Annotated in this window: 8 protein-coding genes; 5 read left to right on the top strand and 3 right to left on the bottom strand. The window is 72.1% G+C overall.

Annotated features, from left to right (window positions below; genetic code table 11):
* Window positions 1–9: 9 nt before the first annotated feature.
* Window positions 10–1,488 carry a glycoside hydrolase family 3 protein gene (locus tag AB0I77_RS04365; protein WP_363280813.1) on the bottom strand — a complete coding sequence of 493 codons (1,479 nt, stop codon included), beginning with the start codon at window positions 1,486–1,488 and terminating at the stop codon, window positions 10–12.
* A 228-nt stretch (window positions 1,489–1,716) separates the two neighbouring features.
* On the opposite strand from AB0I77_RS04365, the gene AB0I77_RS04360 reads away from it, so the two are divergent.
* The 5 genes from AB0I77_RS04360 to AB0I77_RS04340 all read left to right on the top strand — a co-directional run bounded on the left by AB0I77_RS04360 (window position 1,717) and on the right by AB0I77_RS04340 (window position 11,891).
* On the top strand, window positions 1,717–2,709 hold the full coding sequence (locus AB0I77_RS04360) for a lysylphosphatidylglycerol synthase transmembrane domain-containing protein (RefSeq protein WP_363280812.1): 993 nt from the start codon (window positions 1,717–1,719) through the stop codon (window positions 2,707–2,709).
* Between the two features lie 90 nt (window positions 2,710–2,799).
* Window positions 2,800–3,285: a CU044_2847 family protein gene (locus AB0I77_RS04355; RefSeq protein ID WP_363280811.1), complete on the top strand. Its 486-nt coding sequence runs from the start codon at window positions 2,800–2,802 to the stop codon at window positions 3,283–3,285.
* A gap of 4 nt (window positions 3,286–3,289) precedes the next feature.
* Complete coding sequence (locus tag AB0I77_RS04350; RefSeq protein WP_363280810.1) at window positions 3,290–5,455, top strand: trypsin-like peptidase domain-containing protein; 2,166 nt, start codon at window positions 3,290–3,292, stop codon at window positions 5,453–5,455.
* A 62-nt stretch (window positions 5,456–5,517) separates the two neighbouring features.
* A complete protein-coding gene (locus tag AB0I77_RS04345) occupies window positions 5,518–6,528 on the top strand; it encodes a MoxR family ATPase (RefSeq protein ID WP_363280808.1) in 1,011 nt (336 codons plus the stop codon).
* Complete coding sequence (locus AB0I77_RS04340; RefSeq protein WP_363280807.1) at window positions 6,525–11,891, top strand: SAV_2336 N-terminal domain-related protein; 5,367 nt, start codon at window positions 6,525–6,527, stop codon at window positions 11,889–11,891. Before AB0I77_RS04345 ends, AB0I77_RS04340 begins: the two co-directional genes overlap by 4 nt.
* 44 nt (window positions 11,892–11,935) lie before the next feature.
* Here the strand turns inward: AB0I77_RS04340 and AB0I77_RS04335 are convergent, their stop codons facing one another.
* Both AB0I77_RS04335 and AB0I77_RS04330 read right to left on the bottom strand, forming a co-directional pair.
* Entirely contained in the window at window positions 11,936–13,303 is a 1,368-nt protein-coding gene (locus tag AB0I77_RS04335) for an aldehyde dehydrogenase family protein (RefSeq protein ID WP_363280806.1), read from the bottom strand.
* Window positions 13,303–14,403 carry a phenazine antibiotic biosynthesis protein gene (locus AB0I77_RS04330; RefSeq protein ID WP_363281141.1) on the bottom strand — a complete coding sequence of 367 codons (1,101 nt, stop codon included), beginning with the start codon at window positions 14,401–14,403 and terminating at the stop codon, window positions 13,303–13,305. Before AB0I77_RS04330 ends, AB0I77_RS04335 begins: the two co-directional genes overlap by 1 nt.
* Window positions 14,404–14,679: the final 276 nt, after the last annotated feature.

Below are 14,679 nucleotides of genomic sequence, written 5' to 3'. Positions count from 1 at the left end.
CGTGCGGGCTCACGCGCCCGTCAGTGCCTCCGCCGTCGCCCGCAGGTTCACCCGGCCGCGCCCGTACGAGCACAGGGCGCCGCCGTCCGGGAGCCCGGTGGCCACGCGCACCGCGTCAGGTCGCGCGGCCAGCAGGGCGTCCCGCAGGTGCCGCTGCCAGGGGTACAACCCGGCGTCGCAGGTGGCGACGATCAACGGCGTGCCCTCGGCAAGGCGCAGGATCCCGTCGACGAAGGAGGCCGGATCCGCGGCCTCGCCGGTGACCGTCGTCCCGGTGGCCGTGGGGTCGACGGCGCGCAGTTCGCACAGCAGGTCCTCGCCGCCCCAGTTGAGCGCGGGGTGCGGCGGCGGGAACAGGTCGACGACATGGGCGCCGCGCACCGCCGCAGGCCCGCGGCCCTGGCCGCGCACGGCCCGGCGGGCCGCCTCCAGCCCGGCCCCCGCGTCCCACTCGCCGACCTCGGCCGCGGGGGTGGCGTACCGCTCGGCGAGCCGCCGCACCCGCTCCGCGGCCTCAGCCACCCGCTCCTCGGTCAGCACGTCGCAGCGCAGCGCGTCGAGCACCGCCTCCCGGCAGGACAGGGTGACCTCCAGGTCCGGTACGGCGACGATGACCTGGTCCGCCCCCGCGGCGAGGGCGATCCGCGCCCCGGCGGCCTCGCCGTAGCGGTCCGCTATCGCCTTCATCTCCAGCGCGTCGCTGACCAGGACGCCGTCGAAGCCGAGCTCGTGCCGCAGCAGATCGCGCAGGATGCGGCGGCTCAGGGTGGCGGGGCGGTTGGCGTCCAGCGCCGGGAAGACGACGTGGGCACTCATCAGCATCGGCACGCCCGCGTCGACGGCGGCCCGGAAGGGGGCCAGGTCGAGTTCCTCGTACGGCCGCGGGTCGACGGCCAGCTCGTGGTGGCTGTCGGTGACGGTGCCGCCGTGCCCGGGGAAGTGCTTGGCGCAGGAGGCGATGCCGCGCGCCTCGGTGGCGGCGATCCAGGCCCGCAGATGGCGGGAGACCAGCTCGGCGTCGGTGCCGAAGGAGCGGGTCCGCACGATCGGGTTGTCCGGGTGCCGCTGGACGTCGGCCACGGGGGCGTAGGAGGCGGTGATGCCGAGCGTGGCCAGATGCCCGGCGAGCGCGTCGGCGCAGCGGGCGGTCAGGGCGGGGTCGTCGGCGACGCCGAGGGCGAAGGAGCCGGGTACCTCCGGGGCGCCCGCGCCCACGAGGTGCCCGATACCGCCGCCCTCGTTGTCGATGCCCACCAGCAGGTCCGGGCGCAGTGCCCGCAGGGTGTCGGTGAGCCGGCGCACCTGCTCCGCGTCGCGGATGTTGCGGGTGAACAGGATGACCCCGCCGAGGCCGCGGTCGACGAGCCGCTTCAGGGTGTCGGGGACGACCGTGGTGCCTTCGAATCCGGCGACGAGACAGCGGTGCGCGGCCTCGTCGAGGTCGACGGGGAGAGCCGCACTGGCGAGCAGGCGTTCCGTGTGGGTCATCCCGGAAATCCTCTGGCTCGGTAAGCCAAAAGTCAACAGAGGAGCGGATCGATGATTCACGGTGCGCGAGGGGTGGCCGTCCGTGTCGCCCACCCGCCCGCGCGCCTTCGGATTCCGGACACCGGAGCGTCACACCGGAAGGGAACGTTTCCGCCGTCCCCTCATGCCTCGCCTCGGATCCGTCCGCCCCGCCCCGCGCGGGCGTGACGCGGAAGGACGACGTGCGCCGTGTCCCTGCTCCCGCTCGACGAAATCCCCGCTCCCGCTCCCGCCCGCTCCCCCGCCGCCGCCGCCCGCCTCCTCCCCAGGCTGCTGAGCGTGCTCCCCCTCCTGCTGATCGGGGCGTGGGCGGCGGTCGACTGGCGCACCCTCTACGACGGTGCCGCCCGGCTGGGCTCCGCCGACCCCTGGTGGCTGCTCGCCGCGCTCTTCTTCACCTGCCTGGGCTGGCTGGCCCCCGCGTGCGTCCGGCAGGGCGCCCTCCCCGAGCGGCTGCCGCCGTGGCTGCTGCTCGCCTCGCAGTTCGCCGCCGGTGCCGCGAACCATGTGCTCCCGGCGAGCATCGGCGCCCACGCGGTCACCCTGCGCTTCCTGCGGGGCCGCGGGATACCCCTCGGCCGGGCCGCCGCCTCGCTCGCCCTGTACTCGCTGGTCAGACCGATCGCGAAGACCGCGGTGTTCCTCGTCTTCCTGCTGGCCTTCCCCGACCTGCTGCGGCTGGACGAAGTCGTCCCGGACCGGCGGACGTTGTTCCTGGCCGCAGGGGGCGTGACGTTCGGCCTCACCGCACCCCTCCTGCTCGTGACGGCCGTACCCCCGCTGCGCCGCCCGGCCCTCACCTTCGTACGGACCGCCCTGACCGACGCCCGACGACTGCACACCATGCCCAGCCGCGTACTCGCCCTCTGGGGCGGCGCGGCCGTCACCCCACTCCTCCAGGCCACCGTGATCGCCTGCGTCGGCGCCTCACTCGGCCTGCCCATGACCTGGGCACAGGTGACCTTCGCGTTCCTCGCCGCCAGCACCGCGGTCGGCGCCGTCCCCGCACCGGGCGGCATCGGCCCCGTGGACGCGGCGCTGGTCTTCACGATGACCGCCTTCGGCACGCCCCTGGGCCTGGCCACGGCGACCCTCATCGGCTACCGCGTCATCACGGTGTGGGTACCGCTGCTGCCCGGCGCCCTGGTCCTGTCGGCCCTCGTGCACCGCAAGGTGCTGTGAGCCGATGGCCCACGCCCGCAAGGGACTTGACGGGCAACCGTCTGTGAAGAGTTCCAACGGATGCACGTGTGACGTGCGAGACTTCGACTCATGGGGGACGTGAGACTCACCTTCGACGACGGTTCCGTCGTGCGTCTGCACCTTGCGCCCACGCGCGAAGAGGTCGGCGGATCCACCGGAACCGAACCCGCCAAAGAGCCGGCGGACGAGCTGGAGCTTCCGGACGGATTCGGCAGTGCGCGCCCGGTGAGCGTCGACGGGCGCACGGCGCGGGCGCTCACCCGTGGTGGTGAGGCCCTCACCCAGGCGTTGCGTCCACTCGGGGGCGTGCTCAGCGGCATTCATCAGAGCTTCGCGCAGTTCGCCCAGCGACCCGACGAGGTCACCGTCGAGTTCGGCGTCACGCTGGGCAGCGATCTGAGCCTTGGGGTGTTCTCGGGGAGTGGCGAGGCGAGCTTCACCGTCTCCGCGACCTGGAACCTGGCGGGCGCCACGGACGGTACATCCGTCTCAGGGAACGGGACGACCCAGGCCCCGCCCCCGGCTCCCGTCCCCGACCAGGTGAACGGCTCCTGATGGCATGCGCCCGGATGTGAGCTCCGCCCTGGCCGACGCCCCGCTGCACCGGGCCTTCGTGTCGGTTCTGGGCCAGGTCCGGCCCGTGGGCGCGGGTGTGCTGATCGCCCCGCGGCTCGTGCTGACGTGCGCTCACGTCGTCAACAGCGCGCTCGGCCGCGACCGTTTCGACACCGCGCTGCCGCCACGCGGTCAGGTGGTCCCGGTTCGGCTGCCGAACGTCGACCGTGAGCGCCAGTTGGCCGGCCGGGTCGTCGCGGAGCTGTGGCGTCCGCCGCGCTCCCGCTCGGAGCCGGGTCACCCCATACCCCCGGCCGTCGGCATGCTTCCGTACTACGGCGACCTGGCCGTGCTGGAACTCGACACCGAAGCCCCGCCGGGTGCCGAACCGGCCCCGTTTCTCCCTCCGCGGGACGGCAACGAGGTCGTCGCGCAGTGGGCCAGCGGCCATACCCTGCCCACACTCCGCGCGATGCCGCGGGTCTCGGCCCATCCCTGGATCGCTCTGGACGTGCTGGGCGGCACGGTGGCGCCGGGCTTCAGCGGCGGACCACTGTGGGACCGCGAGCGACAGGCCGTCGTCGGACTCGTCGTCGCCGCCCACGAGACCTCACAGCAGCCGGCGCCACCGCCCCCGCGCTCCGGCCACCATGGCTCGGCCGCCGCCATGTACGCGATCGGCCTGTCGTCCATCGAGTCGGAGCTGCCCGGCCTGCCACCCGTGGCGGTTCCCGCGGCCGGACGTGGACGCCAGCAACTCCTGGCGATGCTGGAGGAGTTGCTGACCACCCGGCAGGCGGTCAAGGAGTGCGAGGAGTGGCTCGCCGCACGGCTCGGCAGGAAGTCCGTCGGCCCGGCCGCCGATGTCGAGCGGCTGGCGGGCATGGCCATGGGAGTGCGCCGCGGCGTGCCCGAACTCCTCGACATCGTCTACGAGCACCTCGCCGAGTGCCGTCCCGGCGCCCTCGCGGAGTCCGGCGGCTGGGAGAGGCTGTTGCGCATCGCCCGTCTCGTCAGCCCCTGCGAGCGGCTCTCGCCGCAGCGACGGCGCAATCTGAACGCGCTCCTCGCCCAGTGTCGTGCCACCGATCCCGTCGCGCTGCTGCGCGCGGTGCTGCCGTACGCGGAAGGCCTGCCGACGCCCGTCGACCTCGCGGATGCCACGGACATCCTCGAGGGCTACGATCCCCCACCCGGCGGGCGCATGGCCCCGTTGTTGCAGGGCGTCGTCCACATCAGCGTGCGGGAGCGCGCGGCGGGCCAAGAGGTCGCCGACGATCTCGACGCATGGGCGCGCAGCACCGCTCCCCGACTGGGTGTGGCGCCCGCCGCGGTGGACCAGTTCCGGGCCGACGCGTCCGCGGCCCATTCCGCCACGGCCGCCCCCGGGCGTACCGGTGGCGTTCCGCCGCGGGTCCAGGTCGAGCTGCTGCCCGTGTCGCCGGGACATCTCTTCACGTACCAGGTCTGGGTGTGGAGCGGAGACGGCCGGCACGAGGTCGTGTTGACCCAGGACACCGAGGTCCCCAGCCACCAGGTCGTGGAGGCCATCCGCACGGTGCTGCGCACCGAGGTCCAGGAGCACCCTCAGACCGCGCTGCTGGAGTTCTTCGTCGCGCCCGCCTGGCTGCGCCTGGACGTGGACACCTGGGAGTTCCCGGGCGACGCCGACGACATCGGCTTCCACCCGGGCATCACCAGGCGCGTGGTGCTGCGCAGCTCGGAGCGGACCCGGGAGACGTATGCGGGCTGGAAGCGCCGCAGCAGCGCCCTGCCGACCGCGTCCCCGCTGCTGCTCGACGAGCGCTGCTCGGACCCGGCCGTCGCCCGGGCCCGGCTCGAACTGAGCCCGGACGCCGGGATCGTCGTCGTCTGCTGCGACCTGCGCCAGCAGGGACGGGTACTGCGGCAGTGCATACAGGCCGGGGTGCACACCGTGCTGTGGCACCGCGAGGACCACGGCGGGCAGGTCGCCACGGACCTGCTGGCGCTCGTGGAGGGCATCGACCACACCCACATCCCCGAGGCCGTCCGCCTGGAACGGGCCAAGGCGATGGCCGACCCGGACTCTCCCGCCCACCACGGCCGCCGGCTGTCGCTGCTGCACGACGGCCCCGACCACAGACCGCCGCCCCTGGCGCCCGACCCCTGGGCCCTCACCCAGCCATGAACCCTCCCGTCCTCACCCAGCCATGAACCTCCCGCCCACGCCCCGACGAGGAGAGCGCGACCGTGACGCACCCGCACACCGCAGACCCCGGTGACACCAGCGCTGCCGCCGAGAACTGGTGGGCGTTCCGCGGCCCGGCCGAGCTGCCGGAGCCCCCTCCCTGGCGCCGCTTCCCGGCCTCCCGCCGCCGCGCCGAGGCGCAGCGCTACCTCATGAACGCCGACGAGATCGCCGTCGTCAACGCCGCCCTCCACCTGCGTCGGCCGCTCCTGGTGACGGGCCGTCCCGGCACCGGCAAGAGCTCGCTGGCGCGGGCCGTGGCCGAGGACCTCGCGCTGGGCGACGTACTGCGCTGGTCGGTGAACAGCCGCTCGACCCTGGCGGCCGCCCTCTACCAGTACGACGCCGTCGGACGGCTGCGTGAGGCCTCCCTGCAACGTGAGCGGGAGCCGCTGCGCGGTCAGGCGCGCCGGCTCAGAAGGCGCGCCGGCCAGAGCTCCGACATCGGGAACTATCTGCGCCTGGGCCCGCTCGGCACGGCACTCGCCGCCCCCGACGGGCCCCGTGTCCTGCTCATCGACGAGGTCGACAAGTCCGACATCGACCTGCCCAACGACCTGCTGGTGGTGCTGGAGGAGGGCGAGTTCGAGATCCCCGAGCTGGCCCGCCTCCCCGAACACCAGCAGACCGCCGACGTCCTCGTCACCGGCAGCCGGGAACGGGTCCGGGTCGAGCGCGGTCTGGTCTCCTGCGCCCACTTCCCGATCGTCGTGATGACCAGCAACGGCGAGCGGGAGTTTCCGCCCGCCTTCCTCCGCCGGTGCGTACGCCTCGATCTGCGCGACCCCGACGAGGCGAAACTGCGCGACATCGTCCGGCAGAACCTGGGCGAGGACGCTCTCGCCCAGGCCGACGACCTGATCGACGCCTTCCTCCGCCGCGCGGCCGTGCAGAGCCTGGCGACCGACCAGCTCCTCGCCGCGGTCCACCTGCGGGTCACCGGTGCCGATCTGAGCCGCGACGAACTGCTCGGCGCGGTCATGCACCGGTTGGACGAAGCGTTCCCCGCATGATCGAGCGGCTGCGCCAGGTCCTGGACGGGATGGGATACGAACTCGGGGGCCCCGAACTCCTCGACATCCTCTGGCTGGCCCGGGCCATGGACGGCGGCGCCACCGCCTCCCCGGCCGCCGCGGCCGGCCCGTCCCCCGCCCAGCCGGACGCGCGAGCCGGCCAGGAACCGCCGCCCGCCGACGGGTCGTTGCCCGCCACCGTCCCGCCCGACCGCACCCCGCCCGGACGACGCGCGCCGGGCCGCTCCGACCCGGCGGAGGACTCCGGCCACCGGCACCGCCTCTTCACCGCCGCCGCGGACGCCGAACGGGGCTCCGCGGCCGACCCCAGGGCCCGTGCCATCCGCGCACCGGGCCCACGGGCCCTGCCGGGGATGCACGGCCTCGCCCGGGCACTGCGCCCGCTGCGCAGCCACCGCGATCACCGGCATCGCACGGTCGCCGACATCGAGGCCACCGTTCGGCTCACCGCGGAGTCCGGCGTGCTCGACGTGGTCGACCGCCCCGAGCAGGAACTGCGGCACACGGCGGTCCTGCTCGTCGACGACTCCCCCTCCATGCGCGTGTGGCAGCCCCTCGTACGGGAAGTGCGGCGCCTGCTGGAGCGCGGCGGCGTCTTCCGCGCGGTCCACCTCCACCGTTTCGACCTGCGCGGCGGACAGCGGCCCGGCACCACCCCGCGCACGGAATCCCCCATCACCTTCCTGCTGACCGACGGCGTGGACGAGGCCTGGCGCGGCCCGGCGGCCCGCCGCTTCCTGCGGACCTGGGAACGCTCCGGCCCGCTGGTCGTCGTATCACCGCTGCCGAGACGGCTGTGGCGCGGCACGGCGTTCGACGCACAGCCCCAACTCCTCGTCGCCGACCGCCCGTTCGCGCTGGACGGGGAACTCGCCATCCTCGATCCACTGGGCGGAGGGCCCCTGGAACGCCCCGCGGACGCGGTGCCGGTCCCCGTCCTCGCGCTCTCGCCCACCACGCTGGGAGCCTGGGCACGGCTGCTGACCCGCCCGGGGACGCGGCAGTTGATGGACACGGTGGTGGTCGGGGAGGCGGCGGCCGGAGGAAGGCCGGACCCGCGCAATGCCCCCGCCCCGGACGACACGACCCCGCCGTCGCCCGGCCAACTGCTCGAACGCTTTCGGGCCTCCTTCTCCCCGGAGGCGTACCGCCTCGCCGTACGGCTGTCCGCGATGCGCCCCCTGAGCACCCCCGTCATCCAGCTGGTCCGCACCGCCACGCTGCCCACCACGTCGTCGGGCGTCGTGGCGGAAGTGCTCCTGGGAGAAATCCTCCAGCCACTGGGTGAAGGGGAGCCGACCGGCCGACGCCTGCCCGCGGCCATCAGGGGCGGCCCCGGCGACGTCCTGTACGACTTCAAGCCCGGTGTCCGTGACCTCCTGGCCGGCGGTCTCAGCACCGAGCAGTCCATCGAGGTCGTCGAGGCGGTCGGCCAGGCTCTCGAGCCGTACCTGGGCCGCATGCCGGACTTCGCCGCGCTGCTGGCCGACCCGGACGGCAGCGCGCGGCTGTCACCGCGGACGACGCCGTTCGCGGTGCTGGTGAGTCCGGTGCTGGACCGGCTGTACGGGGGGTCGTGGGCGGACGGGCACGGAGGCGACGCGCCTGAAGTGCCCTTGGCGCCTTTGCGGTTCACGGTGTTCGGGCCGGAGCTGGTGTGGCGGGGGGACGAGCCGGTCAGGCTGGGGGGAGGGAAGCCGCGCGCGGTGCTGGCGGCGTTGCTGCTGCGTAGGGGCCGGATCGTGACGAAGACCGCTTTGATGAACGCGGTGTGGGGCGAGGACCCGCCAAGCTCCGCGTCGCGCACTCTTCACGCCTACATCGCGCGGCTGCGTGGGCTCCTCCGCCAGACCGGTTCCCTCATCCACGTCGAGCGCCAAGCGGATGGCTACCGCCTCCGCGCCGAACAGGCCGATACCGACCTCCCCTTGGACCTGACCGCGGCCGAGCGGTTGCACGCGGAGGCCCAGTCGGCGCAGGCGTCCGGCGACCTCGCGGGCGCGCGGCGCCTGATCGGCGAGGCCCTGGACCAGCTGAAGGGGGAACCGCTCCGGGACGTGCCGGGCCCTTACGCCGAGGCCCAGCGCGCGCGCTTGGAGGAGTGGTGGCTCCTGCTCGTCGAGAACAGAGTCGAACTGGACCTTGATCTCGGCGCATACGCCGAAACCATCCCGGACCTCGAAAACTTGACCTTGAGGTATCCGCTGCGTGAGAGGCTGCGCGCCCTGCTCATGCTGGCCCTCTACCAGTCGGGCCGGGAGGCAGAGGCCCTCGCGGTGTACGCGGACGTGCGTCGCCTGCTCACCGAGGAACTCGGAATCGACCCGGGCGCTGAACTCCAGGAGCTGTATCAGCACATCCTTCAGGGAGAACCTCCTGAAACCGTACGCATCAGTCGGCAGGCCCGGCTCACCGCCCCGGCTGAACGAACCACGCTGAACTGGCCACCCGCCGAGGGCATCCGCTTCAACGTCCTCGGCCCCCTCCGCGTACGGCGAGATGGGGAGCGTGTCTCAAGTGGATCACCGCAGCAGCGAGCCCTCCTGGCCGCCCTGCTGCTGCGCGAGGGGCACTTCGCATCCGCTCGCGAACTGATCGACGCACTCTGGGGCGAAGATCCCCCTGGGCAAGCGCTCGCCGCTGTACGGACGTACGCCTCACGCCTGCGCAAGGCCCTGGGCCCCGGAGTGCTGCTGAGTGAAACCGGCGGCTACGCACTCGACATCGGCGAAGGCGCACTCGACCTCGACGTCGCCCAGGACCTGGCGGCGGAGTCGAGACGCGCACGCGCCGTCGATGACCTCCCACAAGCCCACGCGCTGATCGGCAGCGCACTGGACCTGTGGGACGGCGAGGCACTGGAAGGCCTGCCGGGCCCGTTCGCCGAAGCGCAGCGGTCGCGTCTTGAGGAATGGCGCCTCCAGCTCGTCGAAGCCCAGATCGACATGGATCTGGCGCTCGGCAACCACGCCGAAGCCGTCGCCCGGCTGACCGCGCTCACCGCCTCGCATCCGCTGCGCGAACGCCTGCGCGAGTTGCTGATGCTGGCCCTGTACCGGTCGGGCCGGCAGGCGGAGGCCCTCGCGGTGTACGCGGACGTGCGTCGCCTGCTCGCCGACGAACTCGGCGTCGACCCGCGTGCCGGACTCCAGGATCTGCAACAGCGCATCCTTCAGGCCGACGGCGGTCTCCTCCCCGCCCCGCAGCCGTCACCCGAAACCGGGCCGGACGAACCCCCTCGCCCCAGCCAACTCCCGGCAACCGTCGCTGACTTCACCGGACGCGCGTCGTTCGTCCGCGAGCTCGCCGACGTATTGAGCTCGGCGGAGGGTCGCGTCATGGCCGTCTCCGCACTCGCGGGGATGGGCGGCACCGGCAAGACGACCTTCGCCGTCCATGTCGCCCACAGGGCACGCCCGCAGTTCCCCGACGGGCAGCTCTACTTCGACCTGGCGGGCACGGGCCCCCGGGCCGCGGCGCCGGAAGCCGTACTCGGTACATTCCTCCGGTCGCTCGGCGTGCCCGACTACTCGATCCCCGAGCCGCTCGAAGAGAGAGCGGCCCTGTACCGAGCCACCCTCGAAGGCCGCCGCGTGCTCGTCCTTCTCGACAACGCGCGCGACGCGGCCCAGGTCCGCCCTCTTCTGCCCGGCACGGAGGGGTGCGCGGCGCTGATCACCAGCCGGGTCCGCATGGTCGACCTGGCGGGCGCGCATCTGGTGGACCTGGATGTGATGTCCCCCGAGGAGGGACTCCAGCTCTTCACCAGGATTGTCGGTGAGGAACGGGTGGCGGGGGAACGCGAGGCCGCTCTCGACGTGGTGGCCGCGTGCGGCTACCTGCCCCTGGCCATCCGCATCGCCGCCTCCCGGCTGGCCGCCCGCCGTATGTGGACCGTAGCCGTGCTCGCCGCGAGACTGACGGACGAGCGCCGCCGCCTGGACGAGCTCCAGGCCGGCGACCTCGCGGTGAAGGCCACCTTCGAACTCGGCTACGGCCAACTGGAGCCTGCCCAGGCCCGTGCCTTCCGGCTCCTCGGCCTCGCCGACGGCCCGGACATCTCCCTGGCCGCGGCCGCCGCCCTCCTGGACCTCCCGGTCGGGGCCACGGAGAACCTCCTGGAGTCCCTGGTCGACACGTCTCTCCTGGAGTCCGCCGCTCCGAGCCGGTACCGCTACCACGATCTCCTGCGCCTCTACGCACGAGCGTGCGCCGAGCGCGACGAACAGCCGCCGACGGAACGGGAGAGGGCGCAGTCGCGCCTGCTGGACTTCTACCTGGCGACAGCCGTGCGGGTCTACGCGATCGAACGGCCGGGTGACCGGCTTGTCGACCACCTGGAGCCGACGGCGCACGAAGGTCTGGCGCTCCAGGGCCACGGGGAAGCACTGGACTGGCTCTACGCCGAAGGCCCGTGCTTGCTGGCGTGCGCACGTCAGTCCACCGTCGGTGCGCTCCTGCCCCGCGCGGTGGACCTGGTGTGGGTGACGCGGGACCTGAGCGAGTCCGGCGCTCTTTCCCAGCAGTACGAAGCGACAGCGGTGGCCCTGCATGACGCCGCCGAAGCGCTGGGGGATACAGGTGCGACGGGCCGGGCCGCCCTGGTCCTCGCCGAGACCCACATCATCGCGGGCCGGTTCGACGAGGCGGAGCGGCAGGGGTACCGGGTGCTGAGGGCGGCCGAGGCGGCCGGGGACATGCCGGTCATGGGCAGGCTGGCGAACCTCCGTGGCCGGGTGGCCCTGTACGAGAACCGGTACGAAGACGCCGGGGCGCACTTCGACCACGCCCTGAGCGCCTTCCGGGAAGACGGGGACCGCCCGGGCGAGGCGAGCGTGCTGTGCAACCTGTCCCGAGTCCGCCTCGCCCAGGGCGATATGGAGCGCGCGCTCTCACTCGCCGAGGAGGGAGTCGCGGCGTTCGACAGCCTGGGCCGGTCCGTGCGCGGCGCCAACGCACGGTACGCCTTCGGCGTCGCACTCACCAGGGCAGGCCGGCACGCCGACGCGAGAAGCGTGTTCAACGAAGCCCGGGAGATGTTCCAGGACGGTCGCCAGCGGATGTGGGAGGGCCAGACCTACTTCCGACTGGCCGAAGTGGATCTGGCAGACCAACGCCCGCGCGAAGCCGCGGCCCATGCCGAACAGGCCCTGACCATCTTCCGCGACTTGGGCGGAAAATCGCGCGAGGCCAATGTCCTCACCGTCCTCGGGCGGGCGCTCAACGCGCTGGGCGAGACGGGCCGCGCCCGCGTGTGCTGGCAGGAAGCGCTGAGCATCTTCGACGAACTCGACTCCCCGGAATCACGAATACTGCGAGGCCTGCTCGCGGGCACTGAGTGATGTGACCTCGGTTCGTGGAGTGACCGGACTGCTCCGGTGGCGGCTCAGCCCCGAATGAATCCCTTGGTGCGCATGAGGAAGTGCGCGAGATATCCGTCATGCGGGATACCAGTGTCCGTCCAATAGGTCGGGTGGTCACCGACGTAGACATTGGCGATGGACGGCTCGTCCACGAGCGCGTCGATGAGCCGCTCGTCCTTGGTGTGAACGCCCAGAACAAGGGTGTTGCGCAGAGGAACGACTCCCGCCTCACGTGACCAGGGGGCGACCCACACGCAGGGGAAGGGCAACTCAACACCTACCCTCGGGTCGTCCGGGCGCTCCAGCTGGTGCACCACCGGGCGGAGCACGGCGCTGCCGTCACCGAGTTCCTCCACGAACCCGGCTCCCCCCAGATGAGCCCGTGCACCCAGCGCCTTGTCCAGCACGAACTTCTCCAACGCCCGCGCGACAGGGGACGCTTGCACCGGGAGCACAGCCTTCTCGTCCTCGGGGGGAAGGTTGGGCAGGAGGGCAAGGCGGTCGGCGATGGCCTCGGCCACGGGCACCGGGTCACCCTCGACGAGAACAGCGGTGGCGTTCACACAGCCGGTGCCCCCGTGGTGGCTGATCGAGTCGACGATGGTGTCCAGATGCTCAAGCCAGTCCGTCTCCGCGGTGAGCAGGATCTTCGAGCGGCCGGGATTCAACGGCAAAACGAGCGGGTCATCGGCGTACTGGCGGATCACCTCGTCGCTGCCGTAGGCCAGGTCGGCGCCCCGCAGTAGGCCCTCGGCGGCAGCGTGGTCAGTAGGCAGCAGCACTACGTGGTCATCGCCGAACCCGGCCATGCGCAGGGCCGTCACCAGCCGGTGTGGGGTGAACGGCTCGCGTCGCGATGGCCGCACCGCCACCCGATAGCCCAACGCCAGGGCCTCCGGCCACAGCGTGTGGGTGCCGGGGTGGTTCCCGGCGGCATGCACGGCGAAGACCTCCCCGCGCCGGGACCACACGGCCCTACCCACGCGGGTGAGCGGATCGCGCCAGTCGCCGGCCGCGCCCCAGGGCCGAGCATGCTGCAGGTTGTTGTACAACTGCTCGGTGCGGCACATCGCGGTCGCGGTGGCGGCCCGCACTACCTGGATCGGTACGCCGCCCACCCGGCTCACCGCGTGCTCGTACTCCGCGACCGTCTGGCCGTTGATCGTGCCGGTGGCAAACAGCCGCCCGGCGTGGGCTATAGCAGCGACCCGCTCATCGAGCGGAAGCGGCGTCGCCCTGCGCAGCGCCGCCATGGCGCGGTCGACGTACACCGTCGGCGCCAGGCTCAGCTCAGCCACGGGCCGTCCACTGACGTCCGCCACCGTGGCCCGGTTGCGGGAGCGGAAGGGGCCAGCGGGGCCGAGCACATCCAGCTGGAGCAGGTCCGTCATCAGTAGACCCCCTCGACAACCGCCGCGTTTTCGAAGTGGGAGACGGGCGCGATGTCAGCGACGGCATCGCCGATGCAGCCGGGCAGCGGCTCGACGCGGGTGGCCAGGTCCCGTTCGAGATTATTGGGGAGGAAGAGCGCCTTGGAGACGTGGTTCATCACTACCTGCCCCCGTTCTCCGTAGGGCACCAGTCGGCGGGTGTGCGGGTCCACCACCGAAAAGCTCACGTACGGCGAAAAGGTGTCGAAGACACAGGTGTCCTCCTCGCCCGCAGGCACGCGCTGACCGGCGATACCGAGAATCATCGTGCTGCCGTAGTGGCCGTACAGAACGAGGCCGGGGAAGATCTCGGTGCGATACAGGTGATGGGTATCCGGGTCGAGCTGGGTGCCGCCCCAGCGGATCGCACGTACCTTCTCGTTGACGAGCGCAACCAGCTCGTCGCGCCGCACCAGTCGCTCCAACAGCGCGGGAGTGATGGTCAGCACGCCGATGTCCTGCGTGCGCAGCACGAACTCTGCCTGGTCGATGACGTGTTCGGCGTAGGAGTCGGCCTCGTCCTTCTTGCCCGCGGCGATCAGCTTCTTTACCCAGCGTGGGTCCAAGTCGACCTGGAAGCCGTGACGTCCGTGCGTGGCTGCCGAGCGCCGGAAGATCTCCCCGACGATATGTGGGCCGGACGGTACGAGCCCGAGCCAGTCGACGCCGCGCGGGAAGCCGTGTTCGTCGAGGTTGGCGTTGCTCCAGGCGATCAGGCGGTCCAGCCAGTCCCGGGGGCACACCACGCGCTTGGGCGCCCCGGTGGTCCCTCCGCTCTCGTAAACGCCCGCGATTCCAGGAGTCGGTCCGTACCCCCGGGGGATCAGCGCCTGGGCCGATACCTTGCGCATCTCGTTCGCGACGTTCGGGAAGAGCCGCAAGTCGTCGAAGGTCCTGACGTCCCGACGCGGGTCGAAATCAAGTGACTTGGCCCGCTCGAGCCAGTAAGGCGATCCGGTCTCCGGGTGGAAGTGCCACTCCAGAACGGCCTGGAGATACTCCTCCGGATCGGGCCGGGTGTCGTATGGGAGGTCCAGTACCGGGTTGGCTGTGGTCGACACGGTTTCTCCTTGGGATGGCGCGAGGTGGGAAGCGGCCTCACCACAGGTGCGGCGTGATGTGGGGTTGTGGGAGTTGGCTGCTCCGTTGCTGCCGGGGCTCAAGTCCCGGCCGCAGGGCGGGGGTACGGCTCAAGTGAGGCCATAGCCTTGCTCTGCCTGGCCGCCGCCTGACGCCAGCGATAGAAACCGGATCGGGAGACTCTGAAGATTCTGCACAGCCGCTGTATCCCGTACTCCACATGGTGGTCGGAGATGAACCGCCGGCGGCCGGTGTCC

The organism is Streptomyces sp. NPDC050619, assembly GCF_040654815.1.
In the GTDB taxonomy this organism is placed as follows: Bacteria; Actinomycetota; Actinomycetes; order Streptomycetales; family Streptomycetaceae; genus Streptomyces.
Note: the sequence above shows the minus strand (reverse complement) of the source record. Positions and strands in the feature narration are given on the sequence as shown.